General features: G+C 41.2%; 20 protein-coding genes. 6 read left to right on the plus strand and 14 right to left on the minus strand.

Annotated elements, in window-relative coordinates:
• Positions 1-4: 4 nt before the first annotated feature.
• Both EW142_RS14725 and EW142_RS14730 read right to left on the minus strand, forming a co-directional pair.
• Positions 5-991, minus strand: coding sequence for an aldo/keto reductase (locus EW142_RS14725; RefSeq protein ID WP_130615132.1), 987 nt, complete (start codon positions 989-991; stop codon positions 5-7).
• Positions 992-1002: 11 nt separating this feature from the next.
• Positions 1003-1440: a Rieske (2Fe-2S) protein gene (locus EW142_RS14730; RefSeq protein WP_130615134.1), complete on the minus strand. Its 438-nt coding sequence runs from the start codon at positions 1438-1440 to the stop codon at positions 1003-1005.
• A gap of 186 nt (positions 1441-1626) precedes the next feature.
• Here EW142_RS14730 and greA point away from each other — a divergent pair, with 186 nt between their 5' ends.
• Complete coding sequence (gene greA / locus EW142_RS14735; RefSeq protein WP_130615135.1) at positions 1627-2103, plus strand: transcription elongation factor GreA; 477 nt, start codon at positions 1627-1629, stop codon at positions 2101-2103.
• 65 nt (positions 2104-2168) lie between these two features.
• Positions 2169-2561: an HIT family protein gene (locus EW142_RS14740; protein WP_130615137.1), complete on the plus strand. Its 393-nt coding sequence runs from the start codon at positions 2169-2171 to the stop codon at positions 2559-2561.
• Here EW142_RS14740 and EW142_RS14745 read toward each other — a convergent pair.
• Positions 2554-2904, minus strand: coding sequence for a hypothetical protein (locus EW142_RS14745; protein ID WP_130615139.1), 351 nt, complete (start codon positions 2902-2904; stop codon positions 2554-2556). The genes EW142_RS14740 and EW142_RS14745 overlap by 8 nt on opposite strands.
• Positions 2905-2909: 5 nt before the next feature.
• Entirely contained in the window at positions 2910-4058 is a 1149-nt protein-coding gene (locus EW142_RS14750; RefSeq protein WP_130615141.1) for a sensor histidine kinase, read from the minus strand.
• Positions 4059-4183: 125 nt separating this feature from the next.
• On the opposite strand from EW142_RS14750, the gene EW142_RS14755 reads away from it, so the two are divergent.
• From EW142_RS14755 to aat, 3 genes are read left to right on the plus strand one after another with little or no spacing between them, the layout of a single operon-like run.
• Positions 4184-4561, plus strand: a complete 378-nt coding sequence (locus EW142_RS14755) for a DUF3127 domain-containing protein (RefSeq protein WP_130615143.1) — start codon at positions 4184-4186, stop codon at positions 4559-4561.
• 6 nt (positions 4562-4567) lie between these two features.
• Complete coding sequence (locus EW142_RS14760; protein ID WP_130615145.1) at positions 4568-5944, plus strand: short-chain fatty acid transporter; 1377 nt, start codon at positions 4568-4570, stop codon at positions 5942-5944.
• Between the two features lie 31 nt (positions 5945-5975).
• Positions 5976-6635: a leucyl/phenylalanyl-tRNA--protein transferase gene (aat, locus tag EW142_RS14765; protein ID WP_130615147.1), complete on the plus strand. Its 660-nt coding sequence runs from the start codon at positions 5976-5978 to the stop codon at positions 6633-6635.
• Here the strand turns inward: aat and EW142_RS14770 are convergent.
• The 7 genes from EW142_RS14770 to EW142_RS14800 are packed head-to-tail and all read right to left on the minus strand — an operon-like array spanning position 6627 to position 10376.
• A complete protein-coding gene (locus tag EW142_RS14770) occupies positions 6627-7310 on the minus strand; it encodes a DUF2490 domain-containing protein (protein ID WP_165395288.1) in 684 nt (227 codons plus the stop codon). The genes aat and EW142_RS14770 overlap by 9 nt on opposite strands.
• Positions 7297-7902: a hypothetical protein gene (locus EW142_RS14775; RefSeq protein WP_130615151.1), complete on the minus strand. Its 606-nt coding sequence runs from the start codon at positions 7900-7902 to the stop codon at positions 7297-7299. Before EW142_RS14775 ends, EW142_RS14770 begins: the two co-directional genes overlap by 14 nt.
• Positions 7868-8431 (minus strand): DNA-3-methyladenine glycosylase I, encoded by a 564-nt coding sequence (locus EW142_RS14780; protein WP_130615153.1) that lies wholly within the window; start codon positions 8429-8431, stop codon positions 7868-7870. The genes EW142_RS14775 and EW142_RS14780 overlap by 35 nt, the downstream gene beginning before the upstream one ends.
• 42 nt (positions 8432-8473) lie before the next feature.
• Positions 8474-8839, minus strand: a complete 366-nt coding sequence (locus tag EW142_RS14785; protein WP_130615155.1) for a hypothetical protein — start codon at positions 8837-8839, stop codon at positions 8474-8476.
• Positions 8840-8850: 11 nt separating this feature from the next.
• Positions 8851-9816, minus strand: coding sequence for a sodium-dependent bicarbonate transport family permease (locus tag EW142_RS14790; RefSeq protein ID WP_130615157.1), 966 nt, complete (start codon positions 9814-9816; stop codon positions 8851-8853).
• A gap of 6 nt (positions 9817-9822) precedes the next feature.
• Complete coding sequence (locus EW142_RS14795) at positions 9823-10107, minus strand: hypothetical protein (RefSeq protein WP_130615159.1); 285 nt, start codon at positions 10105-10107, stop codon at positions 9823-9825.
• A 47-nt stretch (positions 10108-10154) separates the two neighbouring features.
• Positions 10155-10376, minus strand: a complete 222-nt coding sequence (locus EW142_RS14800) for a hypothetical protein (protein WP_130615161.1) — start codon at positions 10374-10376, stop codon at positions 10155-10157.
• Between the two features lie 84 nt (positions 10377-10460).
• Between EW142_RS14800 and EW142_RS14805 the strand changes: the two genes are divergently transcribed.
• Positions 10461-11384 carry a LysR family transcriptional regulator gene (locus EW142_RS14805; protein WP_130615163.1) on the plus strand — a complete coding sequence of 308 codons (924 nt, stop codon included), beginning with the start codon at positions 10461-10463 and terminating at the stop codon, positions 11382-11384.
• Between the two features lie 3 nt (positions 11385-11387).
• On the opposite strand, the gene EW142_RS14810 is transcribed toward EW142_RS14805, so the two are convergent.
• The 3 genes from EW142_RS14810 to EW142_RS14820 all read right to left on the minus strand — a co-directional run bounded on the left by EW142_RS14810 (position 11388) and on the right by EW142_RS14820 (position 13648).
• Positions 11388-11750 (minus strand): hypothetical protein, encoded by a 363-nt coding sequence (locus EW142_RS14810; RefSeq protein ID WP_130615165.1) that lies wholly within the window; start codon positions 11748-11750, stop codon positions 11388-11390.
• On the minus strand, positions 11713-13149 hold the full coding sequence (locus tag EW142_RS14815) for an NADP-dependent isocitrate dehydrogenase (RefSeq protein WP_130615167.1): 1437 nt from the start codon (positions 13147-13149) through the stop codon (positions 11713-11715). The genes EW142_RS14810 and EW142_RS14815 overlap by 38 nt, the downstream gene beginning before the upstream one ends.
• Before the next feature lie 184 nt (positions 13150-13333).
• Positions 13334-13648, minus strand: coding sequence for a hypothetical protein (locus tag EW142_RS14820; protein ID WP_130615169.1), 315 nt, complete (start codon positions 13646-13648; stop codon positions 13334-13336).
• Positions 13649-13675: the final 27 nt, after the last annotated feature.

The following is a 13675-nucleotide window of genomic DNA, read 5'->3' on the forward strand; positions in this document are numbered from 1 at the left end:
AGCCCTACCAATGGTGATGTACGTGCTGCTTTATTTGATTTTGATAAATAGCATCGATTGCTTTAAGCTGCTCGATACTTAGTTCTGGAATCTTCAAGGCCTCAAGATTGGAGTGCAGATGCTCTTGTTTAGAAGCACCGGGAATAATACAGCCAACTTCCTGGAAGCTCAATATCCATTTGAGTGCAATGGGAGCTAGATTTTGATAGTCTGGGAAAAGTGCCTTCAAGTCTTCAACAGCGTTTAGTCCTAATTCAAAAGGAACGCCAGAAAATGTTTCTCCTTTGTCAAAAGCATTTCCCTCCCTGTTGAAAAAACGGTGGTCGTCTTTACCAAATCTGGTTTCTTTCGAAAACTTACCGGTCAGCAGACCGCTCGCCAGAGGAACCCTTACTATGACACCCACGTTTCTTTTCTTGGCTTGTTCAAAAAATAATTCTGCAGGTCTCTGCCGAAACATATTGAATATGATTTGTACCGTGCTTACATTGGGATATTCAATTCCTTTTAGAGCTTCTTCTACCTTCTCTACACTAATGCCAAGGTTTTTTATTTTCCCTTCATCTTTTAGCCTATCAAAAAGTTCGAAAATCTCAGGATTATAGTAAACTTCTGTAGGGGGACAATGCAGTTGAATGAGGTCTAAACAATCAAGTCCTGTATTTTTTAAGCTGTCCTCTACAAATTTCCTTAATGCTTTCGTAGTATATCTTTCAGCAATATGCGGGTTTATTTGTCTCCCACATTTGGTGGCAATGTAAATCTTTTCCTTTCTTGAGCGTATCACCTTGCCCACGGCGGCTTCACTCGCACCGGCTTCATAAACATCAGCGGTATCTATAAAGTTTATACCTAAATCTATGGCTTCGTTGATAATTCGGTCAGCTAGATTGGCATCGAATCCAGAACCCCATTTGCCACCTACCTGCCAAGTACCAAGAGATATTTCGGAAACCTCGAATCCGGTTTTCCCAAGTTTTCTGTAATTCACTTCATTTAAGTTTAATTAGAAATCGTAACTGTATTGCCGCTTTGGGTGGCCCTATAAAAAAGCAAGTCGTAGTAGCGGTTCCCATCATCAGGGCGATTGAGCTGTTGTCCTGTAAAAAGGCTGTAGGTAAAATCTTCACAGGAGCAGACAACATTTTGGCCCTCAATTTCCATGGTGGAACAGTTATTGGGGGTGTGATTGGGACAGCTTGCCTCAAAGGCAAAAAAGGTATCCAAGCTTGACTTTATAACAAAGGCACCACGAGTACCCACACCGGCATTTCCTATATAAACAGGATTTCCGATTGTATTTAAGTCGTTGTACAAGGGAAGATTCAAGTTGATTTCAAATCGAAAATTCACCTCCTGCAAAAAGGGATTTCTATTGGACGGATCGCTATCACAGCTTATCAAAACAAGTAGGAAAATACAGGTCCAAAAGTGTCTCATACGTACGATTTCTTAGCAATATAACGGCAAATTTGGTCAAAAAATGCCTATCTTTGCGTTAAATCCTCGCAAAATACGGTGCGTTGCGCAGTGTTGGTTGAGGATTTTTGTATTTGTGGTAAAAAGTACATTGGGAAGAAGCTTCTGCATTTTCCCCAATGGCTTTTTGTATTAAAATATGACGAAATGAGCAAGATATCGTATTATACAGAGGAAGGATTAAAAAAGCTAAGGGAGGAACTCAACCACTTGAAAGATGTAGAACGCCCAAAAGCTTCCCAGGCTATTGCTGAAGCAAGGGATAAAGGCGATTTGTCAGAGAATGCCGAGTATGATGCCGCCAAGGAGGCCCAAGGACTCTTGGAAATGAAAATTTCCAAAATGGAGGAAATTTTGTCAAATGCAAGACTTATTGATGAGTCGCAATTGGATACTTCAAAAGTGTTGGTTTTGTCCACTGTAAAATTGAAGAATCAAACCAATGGTATGGAAATGAAATACACCTTGGTTGCTGAAAGCGAAGCAGATTTGAAGGCAGGAAAAATATCCGTCACCTCTCCCATTGGCAAAGGCTTACTTGGAAAGTCGGTTGGAGATGTAGCCGAAATACAGGTCCCCAATGGAACCCTAAAATTTGATATTCTGGAAATCACCCGGGAATAGACTTTTGAATTCTTTATATTTAGTCCTGTCATTCGATAGGATTTTTTTATTCAAAACCTTACGCCATGCCAAGTATTTTCACCAAAATCATAAATGGAGAAATCCCGAGTTATAAAATAGCCGAGGATGACGACAACTTTGCATTTTTGGACATCAACCCGAATGCAGCAGGGCATACGCTTTGTGTCCCGAAGAAGGAGGTCGACAAAATATGGGATTTGGATGAGGAAAGCTATATGAAACTAATGGCTTTTTCCCGTAAAGTGGCCAAAGCCATCGAGGCTGCCATTCCATGTGAGCGCGTGGGTATTTCTGTAATTGGATTGGAGGTTCCCCATGTCCATGTGCATCTGATTCCGTTGCATAGCATGAAAAATGCCACATTTCAGCACAAAGAATCCTTAAAGGCTGAAGAATTTGAAGCCATTGCCGAAAAAATAAGCCGACTTCTTAAATAATGCCTTCCAAATGCAGATAGACCGAGGCGCCTATCAAACCCAAAATCAGGATTAGAACAATAAAGAATAAAGTGGTAAATCGAACGGATGGCTTATCGGGCTGTACCAACTTATTGTAATAATCGAACACCCGCTCAATATCGTTGGTCCAATTTACAGGATAGATAATGGAATAGCACTTCTTACACTTGATTTCGTGGGTCACTTCATCTGTAGTGCGATGAAAAAAAGGATTGTAGGTGTGTTTTTGGTAAAAGGAGAGTTTTAACTCCTGGTTGTAACACTCAGGGCAATTGTTGGTAATATCCGCATCCTTAATAACAATCTTTCGCTCCTTAGCCATAGTAACTAGTTGTTCGCTTTCAAGGAAATTTGCATGATTGTTCCTTCTTTATTAGACGAAAGTACTTTAATTTTTCCTTTGTGGTACTCTTCCACAATTCTTTTAACAAGGGAAAGACCCAATCCCCAACCCCTTTTTTTAGAGGTTACTCCTGGGTTGAAGATGTTTTGATAATCACTTTTTGGAATCCCGTGGCCCGTGTCAGAAACCAAAATATGCACATACTGGCCTTTCTGCTCAATTTCTATCCCAATATTTCCCTTTCCCTTCATGGCGTCAATGCCATTTTTGACCAAATTTTCAATGCTCCAATTGAACAAAGGGGGATTCAGAAGAACAGGTAATTTTTCAATATTCGAACTAAATGAAAAATGAATGAGTTTGGAGCTTCTACGCTTCAGGTATTCGTAGGCCTTTTTTGTTTCCGAAACAATATCATGTTCCACAAGGTTGGGTGTCGACCCTATTTTTGAAAATCGCTCAGTGATGGTCTGCAGGCGCAAAATGTCCTTCCCAATTTCCTGGGTGATTTCCGAATTGATATTTTCTGATTTCAAGAGTTCGTTCCAACCGAGCAAGGAAGTGAGCGGTGTGCCTATTTGATGGGCCGTTTCCTTGGCCATCCCTGCCCATAGCTTGTTTTGTTCAGAAGCCTTGTTCGTTTTGAAAAAGAAGAAAATCACCGTGCCAAAAAGGAAAATGATCAGCAACAGTGCCAAGGGATAATACTTAAGTTTGTTCAGCACCTCCGAATTTCCATAATACAAGGTTTCCAACAACTCCCCATCTTGAATGATTTGTATGGGTTCGTTCTCTCTCCGAAATTGTTCTACCTTCTTTTGAAGGTATGTGCTGTCCTGTGCTTTTTCCTCTGGAATGTTGTGTGTTTTGATGGAGCCTTCCTCATTTACCAAAATCATGGGGGTAGAGGTATTGTTGCCCATGACCCTTAAGGTAAGGTTTCCCAACTCTTGATCCACTGAAGACTGAATCAATTCCAATTGGGCCGTGGCCCAAATCTCCATTTTAAGCCGCTCTTCCTCCTTGAACTTCTTGAAAAAACTATTCGTGTTCCAAAGAATAAGGCTCACAATAACAAATGCCGAAACTAGCATAATTGCATTGGAGGCCTTTCTCTTGGGGTTAAAGTTCATTTTTAATGGAATTGGGATTAAAGATAGCGGAAAATGAAAAAAGAATGTTGATAGTTCATACGGGTATATGGTTTTTATTCGGGTTCATTTTGCTTACTTTTGGAGCTTATTGAAAAGTATTTTGCATGGAAGTTCAGGGAAGAATTAAAATGATAGATGAGACCAAAACCTATGGCAACAATGGTTTCAGAAAGCGCGAAATGGTGGTTACCACAGAAGAACAATATCCACAACATATTTTGGTGGAGTTTGTTCAGGACAAATGTGACCTATTGAACAATTACCAAGTGGGCCAACAGGTTAAGATCAGTATTAACCTTAGAGGACGTGATTGGGTGAATCCCCAGGGAGAAACCAAATACTTCAATTCAATTCAAGGATGGCGAATAGAAAATCTGGAAACTTCTGGTAACTCTGCAGATGCGCCTCCAGTTCCTCCAATGGAGGCCTTTGAACCGGTTGATGATCTTAATGAGGAAGATCACGACGATTTGCCATTTTAATCCACTTTGGGGCTTACCCGGGCTATAGAACGTATTTTTGGAAGGTACCTGCCTTCACCTTTTACCATTGCGGTGCTGCTAACACTGCTAACGATAGTTTTGGCCCTTGTTTTTACGGATAAACCATCAGACGGAAACCATTTTTTCAGAATATTGAAGTTTTGGGAAAATGGGGTCTGGAACAACGGTCTGTTGGTCTTTGCGTACCAAATGATGCTTGTTTTGGTGCTTGGGCATGTGCTGGTTCTGAGTCGGCCCATGGAACGGTTGATTTTAAGAATTACGCGTTTGATAAAAGATACCTCAAGCGCGGCTGTTTTGGTTGCGGTTTCAACCATGTTGGTTTCTTTCTTCAATTGGGGGTTGGGACTTATTTTCGGTGCTATACTGGCACGAAAGGTAGGGGAATATGCCCAAGCGCACCAAATACCCATCAATTACCCATTGATAGGAGCCTCAGGCTATGTTGGATTGATGGTATGGCACGGGGGAATCAGTGGTTCGGCCCCATTAAAAGTTGCTGAGGAAGGTCATTTGCAAACCTTGCTCAGTGGCATCTCAGAACCCGATGTGATATCCCAACTACCTTCGTCCATTTCCACATCGCTTACTATTTTAAGCACTTCGAATCTGGTGTTGTTTGCTCTAATCGTTCTGGTCATTGGAGTGCTAGTGTACTTGTTGGGAAAAAAGGCAAAACCCACTCCAATTCATTTAAAGGAATACGAGTTTGATCATACGAAAACCAAGAAACTGATAGGGGCAGAAAAGTTGGATTACTCCCGAGTTGCTGCCACATTATTTGGGGTTTTGATCTTTATCGCTTTTCTGGTACAATACCTCCCAGCAATACAAACATTGAACATTACCCCTAACATGCTTAACTTTTTTATGTTGGGATTGGCCATTGTCCTCCACGGTAACTTTAAAAACTTCTTGAGAGCCGTTCAGGAAGCTATTGGTGATACAGCCGGAATATTGATTCAATTTCCACTGTATTTTGGAATTATGGGCATCATGGCCGGAAGCGGGATGATCAATCATATTTCCGATTTTTTTGTCTCCATTAGCAATGATACCACCCTGCCAATTTTCACATTTTTTAGTGCTGGCCTGGTCAACGTATTTGTTCCGAGCGGAGGTGGTCAATGGGCCATTCAGGGACCTTTGGTATTAGAGTCTGCCTTAAAGTTGGGAGTCCCCCTTCCAAAAGCAATAATGGCATTGGCCTACGGTGATCAAATTACTAATATGTTGCAACCCTTTTGGGCACTTCCTCTTTTAGGAATTACTAAATTAAATGCAAAGGAGATTCTTCCATACACTGTGATCTTCATGTTTTTTGGCAGCGTCCTCTACATTTTGGGACTTCTTATTTTTTAAAGCATTTTGTAACTTTAATAAAAATTGCAACTTGGAAAAAAGTAAAAAGAATCTTCCCCTATTCTTTTTGGGAGATAGGTTAGAATTCCCTCCGGTAGACCATGCCAATAGAGATGGTTTGTTGGCCGTTGGGGGTGATTTATCTCCCGAACGACTGTTATTGGCTTATAAAAATGGCATTTTCCCTTGGTTTAACGAAGATGACTTAATTCTCTGGTGGAGCCCAGACCCGCGGATGGTATTGTTTCCTGAAAAACTGAAAGTATCGAAAAGCATGAGGAAGGTGCTTCGCGACGGACCGTTTACCTTGACCACAAATACATGCTTTTCCGATGTGGTGGACCGTTGCGCCAAAATTCCCCGGAGAGGGCAGGAGGGCACATGGATTACACCCAAAATGAAATTGGCGTATCAGGATTTACATGAGAAAGGATTCGCAAAATCATACGAAGTTTGGCAAGATGATACATTGGTTGGAGGATTGTATGGAATGGACTTGGGACATGTGTTTTGTGGAGAAAGTATGTTCAGCAGTGTGCCCAATGCATCCAAATTTGCTTTTATCCGTCTGGTTCAAGAATTAGAAAGAAAGGATTATCGTCTTGTGGATTGCCAAGTGCATACAGAGCATCTGGAAAGTTTGGGAGCTGAACTTATTACCAGAAATCGTTTTCTTGAAATTCTAAAGTGATAATTGGGCCGAAGACAGCAGAAAGACCACATTCTGCGGTAATGAGGAGGTATAATCCTCCAAGCGATATTCAATGCCCATTTGAAACTTAAAACCCTTGTCCAACTGCCATCCAATCTGACCACTGAGCCTTGTATCATATTGGGATGACCTACTTTGCGTTATGCTCAACAGGTTTTCGAAGCCCCCTACAAAATAGGCTTCGCCCAAATCCAACTTTTCACCCTGCAATGGAAAATCCAGAGCAAATCGATATCGAAAGCGATGTATTGTCCTTGCTCTAGTGATGCGTTGCTCGGCCCTTAACCGATGCCCAAAACGAATAATCATCGGGCGGGAAGTAGTGTTGAACTGCTGCATAAAACGAAGTTCATTGGCACCATCGTCAAAAATATCTCGAAAACGATATTGAACCCCAAAGGCGATACTCTGAGAGCCTTTAATTTTAAATTTAGAAAAATGTGCTAGGTCCAATTGTCTGCTTTGATATTCAACAACTCCTTCATCAATAAAAAATGAACGATAGGCCAATGAAAAGTTATGGCCATAGGTTTGGGATACATTGTAGTTGACGGCAGCTTGAGGCTGAAAAAAAGCCGTAAGATTATCCTGGGCCCTTACCCCAAGGCAACATAGTGCCACAAGCAAAAGAGGTAGTCGTTTAGTACAGGACATGGTCATAGTTGGCTAATGCAAATCTCCGAACTTTTACAAATTTGCCCTCACTGTTGAACAGTGCTTCGTAATGCTGATAGCCTTTTTCGTTTTTTGCTGAAAAAATCAATTCATAATTGATATAGGGTAAAATCAGATTTTGGAAGGCTTCTCTAATGGTTTTTTTATTGTTTTGTTTAGAGGAAGGATACTGCTGCTGAATTTTTTTGACCTTGTATTTTTTGAAATTGCTTCCAAGATATTGAACAATGCGATTCCAACTGTCCTCAGGGATATCATTAGGTTTGATGATGAATTCTACATCTTCCAGTTGACCCTCGGTGTCGAACTCTACACTGTAGTGCAACCGTCCCTTTTTAAATTTGACCTCAAAACTTCTTTTAGCACCATCGGTCTCTTGATAAAATCGAATGCGTTTTGCATCCTCCAACTTAGGTTCAATTAGGGTGAAGGCGTTTTTGGGGAGTTCTGATTTTGATATTCGAAACTCCCTTTCATTTTTATCTTGACTCCAAATTGGAGAGACACCAAGTAGTGTACAAATAATTACAACACTGCTAAACTTCCGAATATCTGAAACAATTGACTTCATGATCATTGACCATTCCTGTGGCTTGCATGTGGGCATAGACCACGGTACTTCCCACAAATTTAAACCCTCGTTTTTTTAAATCCTTGCTCAAGGTATCTGATAAAGAGGTGGTCGCTGGGGCATCTTTATAGTTTTTCCATGTATTCTTGATGGGCTTTCCATCTACAAATCCCCAGATATATTCACTAAAACTTCCAAATTCCCTTTGTACGTCCAAAAAAGCCTGCGCGTTGGACACTGTGGCATGTACTTTTAGTTTGTTTCTGATGATCCCAGGATTCTGAAGAAGCTCATCAATTTTGTTTTGATCGTATCCTGCGATTTTGTGATAGTCAAAATTGTCAAAAGCTGACCTGAAGTTTTCTCGCTTTCTCAAAACGGTAATCCAACTTAGGCCCGCTTGGAAGGTTTCTAAAATCAGAAACTCAAAGAGGGTGGCATCGTCTTTCACAGGAACACCCCATTCCAAATCGTGGTAAGCTTCATATAGTGGGTCACCTTCGCACCAACCACATCGGTGTTTGCTCATTTTTTTGTTTTGCATAAAGATAGCAGAAAACCCAGACCGTTGCTATAGGGCTATTAGCTCTTGGGCGACGATGGCATTGTCCACATCAGCATAAATCCTGTTTTGCCCATCATAAAAAACAGCTTGGTCCTTTCGCTCTAGGACAGCCCTTCGTTTTGCATTGGAGAGCTCCAAAATTCCTGTTATCGTTACAACCTCATCCACTAAGGCACTTACCGGCACATCTACCTTGAAGGTGGAAATTTTTGGATTGAGGGAGTCGGAGAGGAACAGGTAGGAGTTGTTTGCCGGATTTCCTACTCTAAATGTGGTTCCGAGTTCTAACTTATGAGGTTTTACAATGGCGTCGGGCAGGGGTTTAACAAGGTCATGGTTGGGAAAAAGGGAAGGTTTTTTTTTCTTTTTCATACTCCAAATTCTTAGTTGAAACTTTGAATCATAAACAGGTATAGGGGCATCCCCAATGTAATGTTGAAAGGGAATGTGATGGCCAGTGCCATGGGAACATATAAACTTGGGTTGGCCTTGGGAGCTGCTATGCGCATAGCTGCAGGGACTGCGATATACGAGGCGCTGGCGGCCAAAATTGCAAACAGAAAACGGTTTCCAATACTATCCGTAATAAATTGGCTAAACCAGGCCACTAAACATCCATTGATAATGGGAAGACCCACCGAAAAGAACAGGGCAAATTTTCCTTTCCGGATGAAGTCTCCCAGTTTTTTCCCGCTGGTTATACCCATATCCAATAGAAATACGGCAAGGAAACCTTTGAAGATATCCGTTGTAAAGGGTTTTATCCCCTCCGCTTGTGATTCATTGGCAAAGAATCCAATGGCCAAACTCCCCAAAATAAGGAGAACACTTCCGTTGGTAAGGGAATGATGTAGAACCTTGTTGAAGTTTTGCCGGTCACTTTTTTGCTTCGTAAAGAGGGCCATCAGCAAGACACCAACGATGATGGAAGGAGCTTCCATCAAAGCCATTACAGCCACCATATGACCTCCAAAATCTATAGTTTCCATTTCTAAAAACGAAATGGCCGTTACAAAGGTTACTGCACTAACGGAGCCATAGGCCGCTGCTATGGCTCCCGAATTTTCAACACTGAACTTTCGTCTAAGAATAAAATAGGCGAATACGGGAACAGATACGGCCAAGAAAATCCCAAAGAAGAGCGACCAGACAATTTCCATGCTGAAATCGCTATGGGACAATTCCAAACCTCCCTTAAAGCCAATGGCAAAGAGCAGGTAAAGTGAAATAAATTTTGATGAATTTTCTGGGATGGACAGATCACTTTTTAATTGAACGGCCAAAATGCCCAGAAAGAAAAAGAGAAGTGCAGGGTTGGTCAAATTATCGACCAAAAGATGTAAATCCATGAATGATTACTCTTCCAACGTTATTTTTAGGATACCGTCAATGCGCAATCTTTTGCCTTCATGACGGATACTATTGATGAAGTTTTGGGCAATGACCTTTTCGTCTTCAAGCTCTTGGATGCGCTCATCTGGATATTTGGTATTGGCATCACAATCCCCCTCGCACCAAGACAGTCGCTGAAGCTTGTGAAAGTTTATTTTTTGGTCCAGCAAAGCTGTGATGACATCGCAGGCTTCTGAAGGCGTAAAAGTGCCATCGACCAACTGTATTTTCTGTTTTGTTTTAACCATTACTTCCATGTTTGTAAAAAGTTTTAAGATTTAATTGAATGAAAATGTTATTGTTTTTTGATGCTGGCGCCTATTACTAGTGCGGAAATAATTCCTGTGCACAGTAGAAGTTTATCCATAAATAAATACCCATTCTGTAGGGAAAGGACAATAAAAAACAACAGAAGGCATATCAAGGCAGCTCTTGAGGCCAACACCCTATGTTGTGACCATTTAATGGATTTTACTTTTCTTTTTTGCTTGTACGGCAGGGATAATTTTTCGCTCATTGTTTTAAATATTTGATGCAAAACTCATATATATATTTCATATATTTTTATTTATATTTATTATCACTTACATAATGATTGCTTATGAACTATACTTTGAACCAATTGCGAATTTTTCTTAAAATTGTTGAAAAACAGAGCATTACGAAGGCTTCGGAAGAACTTCATTTGACGCAACCGGCAGTATCCATCCAGCTTAAAAATTTTCAGAATCAATTTCCCATTCCTCTAACAGAGGTTGTTGGAAGACAACTTTTTATCACGGATTTCGGAAACGAGATTGCCGTAATTGCCAAACGTATACTCAAAGAAGTTGAAGGGATCAATTACAAATTGCTCACCTATCAAGGGGAGTTGGCAGGCCGACTTAAAGTCTCGGTTGTTTCTACTGGAAAATACGTGATTCCCTATTTTTTATCGGGTTTTATGAGGGAAAATGCCGGGGTGGACTTGGTAATGGACGTGACCAATAAATCCAGGGTTGTTGAAAGCCTGGAGGAAAATCAAGTGGACTTTGCCTTGGTCAGTGTACTACCTGCCCATTTGAATCTTAACAAGATAGGCTTAATGAAAAATATCTTGCATTTGGTTGGAAACCCCAAGTATTTTGAAAAAGTAAAATTGGGGAAGAAGTCCTTTGCGAAGGATACTCCCTTAATTTTCAGGGAGAAAGGCTCCGCCACAAGAGCGGCAATGGAGAACTATCTTACGGAGAAGAGTATCGCGGTTGGCAAAAAAATAGAACTGACCTCAAACGAAGCGGTTAAACAGGCTGTAATTGCCGGTTTGGGCTGTTCTATAATGCCTTTGATAGGTGTGAACAATGAGCTGGAGCGAGGGGATCTAAAAATTATCCCACAAAAACACCTACCCATAACCACAACATGGAATTTGGTTTGGTTACGGAACAAGAAACTCTCACCTGTAGCCTCAGCACTTCTGGACTACATTGATGCAAAAAAAGAGGAAATAATAAACTCCAACTTTCAATGGATACAAAGGTACTGATGCTTATTCCGAGCGTTTTTTAGGAATGATTTTCACAGTACTATGTATCTCCAATATCAAGTCTTTATTTCTAGCTTCTACAACAAGATCGGTCACTTCTTGTTTGGCAGCCCGAAGCTCTTCGATTCGTTTTTGGGAGTTTTCGGGGTTACTGTTATTGGTTTCTTTCAAGTTAAGAAGCTGAACCGTATGGAATTTTATCTTATAGTTGAGCAGTGATAGGAGGACCTCGGCGGACTCCGCTGGATCGAATAGCCCTTCTACCAAGCGAACCTGATAGCAGGGATCCCCCTTATCACTGCTGCTTTTATGTGGTAGCAGTTTGTTCTTATTGGCCTTGAGCCATTGAAAAAGCTTGCTTTCCATCGAAGAAATATAGATTTTCGGTTTTTATGACATCCAAATCCTTGGTAATGGCCCTCTCCAAAATGTTGGGAATTTCAGAGGATTCAACACTTGCGCCATTTGAAATGGCAAATCGACAACGCCAGTGATCGGTACAGAAAGTTTCCTCAAACCCGTTTGGCCATACTTTCACCCCTCTGTTCGTGATCACTTGAAGTTTAAGATTGGAATTTTCAATGGACTGCAATTTTTGAGCGATTTCATCTGGGTTTGTCCCTGACCAGTGAACAAAAAGGTCAACACCCTTAAGAATCTTGCTTTTTGGCTCTTTTCTTGTGAATTTGGGAAGGTGGAGCGGTTCGCTTTCTTCGTACGAAACTTTGTTCAATGTTTTGGGTTCATGACCCAAATTGGCAATTACTGCTTCGGCAAACTCCTTGGTTCCCACCTTTTGGGCACTTGTGTTTTCGTCAAAGATGTCATACGTATGGATGCCGTCTTCCATGGTTTTTAGCCAAGCATTTTCCACCTTTTCCGCAACATCATTTTGTCCTAGGTGATTTAGCATCATAATAGCGCCTTGCAACAAGCCCGAAGGATTGGCTAAGTTTTGACCCGCACGTCGAGGTGCCGAACCATGGATGGCCTCAAACATGGCGCAACTTTCACCAATGTTGGCTGAACCCGCAAGACCTACCGAACCTGTAATTTGTGCAGCGACATCGGAAAGAACGTCTCCGTAAAGATTGGGCATTACGATAACATCGAAGTTTTCTGGAGTGTCGGCCAGTTTGGCAGCGCCTATGTCGATAATCCAATGTTCGTTTTCAATATCTGAATACTCAGCGGCAATTTCGTTGAATACTTGGTGGAAAAGTCCGTCTGTTTGCTTCATGATATTGTCCTTGGTAAAGCAGGTCACTTTTTTACGATTGTAGCGCCTGGCATACTCAAAGGCATATCGCACAATTTTTTCACAACCTGGACGACTTATTAATTTAAGGCACTGCACGACCTCGTCGGTTTGCTGATGCTCAATGCCCGCATATAGGTCCTCCTCATTCTCTCGAATGATCACCACATCCATCTTCGGGTGCTTGGTTTTTACAAAGGGGTGGATACTGCGACACGGCCTAACATTGGCATAGAGACCCAACGACTTTCGTGTGGTAACATTGAGGCTTTTGTAACCTCCTCCTTGAGGAGTTGTGATGGGAGCTTTCAAAAACACTTTGTTTTTTCGGATGGTGTCCCATGATTCTTTTGCTATTCCGGATGTATTGCCCTTTAGGTATACATTTTCACCGACTTCGATTTCATCGATTTCAAGTTGGGCCCCGGCTGCCATTAAAATTTCTAGGGTGGCGTCCATGATCTCAGGACCGATTCCATCACCCTTGGCTACTGTAATTCTGTTCATTCTGATTTATTTTTTGACAAAAATGCGAATATGCAATCATTTAATTTTATTTATATTAATTATGAAATACATAAATTATTATAATAGATAAACCGGAATGTCTTCTGAATTGGTTGTTGTCTTTGGCCGAGGGCAACCCTGCAGAGGTAGATGGATTTAAGACATGGCTTATATGCCGAGTGACTTATACTTTCTCTGTATTTTTCTTTAGCTTTTTCTCCTGAAGTGGGTCCATATAAATTATGGGCATGGCATATACCAAGGGAGTGTTTGAAGGATACTTCTCCTTGATTTTCTTGTTTATTTTAGTGAACAGCAATGCCTTGGTAGTACCCATAACAAGGGTTTGTCCAAAACTTTTTTTCGCTTTGTTTTGGACTCTTTTGTACAGAAGCTTATCGGAAACCAGAGCATCCAATACTAGCTTTTCATCCAAAAGAAAATCCACCACCTCCTCGGCCTGGGTTGCCGAATTACAACAAATATGCATAAGCACCATAGCGATGGGGTGAAATAAGTATGGTTA

It is taken from the genome of Flagellimonas allohymeniacidonis, assembly GCF_004296335.1.
GTDB classification, from domain to species: Bacteria; Bacteroidota; Bacteroidia; order Flavobacteriales; family Flavobacteriaceae; genus Flagellimonas; species Flagellimonas allohymeniacidonis.

Excerpts from the sequence above, each read along its gene's own strand:
- EW142_RS14730 (WP_130615134.1), bottom strand. The coding sequence starts at position 1,440 with ATGAGACACTTTTGGACCTGTATTTTCCTACTTGTTTTGATAAGCTGT.
- greA (WP_130615135.1), top strand. The coding sequence starts at position 1,627 with ATGAGCAAGATATCGTATTATACAGAGGAAGGATTAAAAAAGCTAAGG.
- EW142_RS14740 (WP_130615137.1), top strand. The coding sequence starts at position 2,169 with ATGCCAAGTATTTTCACCAAAATCATAAATGGAGAAATCCCGAGTTAT.
- EW142_RS14745 (WP_130615139.1), bottom strand. The coding sequence starts at position 2,904 with ATGGCTAAGGAGCGAAAGATTGTTATTAAGGATGCGGATATTACCAAC.
- EW142_RS14750 (WP_130615141.1), bottom strand. The coding sequence starts at position 4,058 with ATGAACTTTAACCCCAAGAGAAAGGCCTCCAATGCAATTATGCTAGTT.
- EW142_RS14755 (WP_130615143.1), top strand. The coding sequence starts at position 4,184 with ATGGAAGTTCAGGGAAGAATTAAAATGATAGATGAGACCAAAACCTAT.
- EW142_RS14770 (WP_165395288.1), bottom strand. The coding sequence starts at position 7,310 with ATGTCCTGTACTAAACGACTACCTCTTTTGCTTGTGGCACTATGTTGC.
- EW142_RS14775 (WP_130615151.1), bottom strand. The coding sequence starts at position 7,902 with ATGAAGTCAATTGTTTCAGATATTCGGAAGTTTAGCAGTGTTGTAATT.
- EW142_RS14780 (WP_130615153.1), bottom strand. The coding sequence starts at position 8,431 with ATGAGCAAACACCGATGTGGTTGGTGCGAAGGTGACCCACTATATGAA.
- EW142_RS14785 (WP_130615155.1), bottom strand. The coding sequence starts at position 8,839 with ATGAAAAAGAAAAAAAAACCTTCCCTTTTTCCCAACCATGACCTTGTT.
- EW142_RS14790 (WP_130615157.1), bottom strand. The coding sequence starts at position 9,816 with ATGGATTTACATCTTTTGGTCGATAATTTGACCAACCCTGCACTTCTC.
- EW142_RS14795 (WP_130615159.1), bottom strand. The coding sequence starts at position 10,107 with ATGGTTAAAACAAAACAGAAAATACAGTTGGTCGATGGCACTTTTACG.
- EW142_RS14800 (WP_130615161.1), bottom strand. The coding sequence starts at position 10,376 with ATGAGCGAAAAATTATCCCTGCCGTACAAGCAAAAAAGAAAAGTAAAA.
- EW142_RS14805 (WP_130615163.1), top strand. The coding sequence starts at position 10,461 with ATGAACTATACTTTGAACCAATTGCGAATTTTTCTTAAAATTGTTGAA.
- EW142_RS14810 (WP_130615165.1), bottom strand. The coding sequence starts at position 11,750 with ATGGAAAGCAAGCTTTTTCAATGGCTCAAGGCCAATAAGAACAAACTG.
- EW142_RS14815 (WP_130615167.1), bottom strand. The coding sequence starts at position 13,149 with ATGAACAGAATTACAGTAGCCAAGGGTGATGGAATCGGTCCTGAGATC.
- EW142_RS14820 (WP_130615169.1), bottom strand. The coding sequence starts at position 13,648 with ATGGTGCTTATGCATATTTGTTGTAATTCGGCAACCCAGGCCGAGGAG.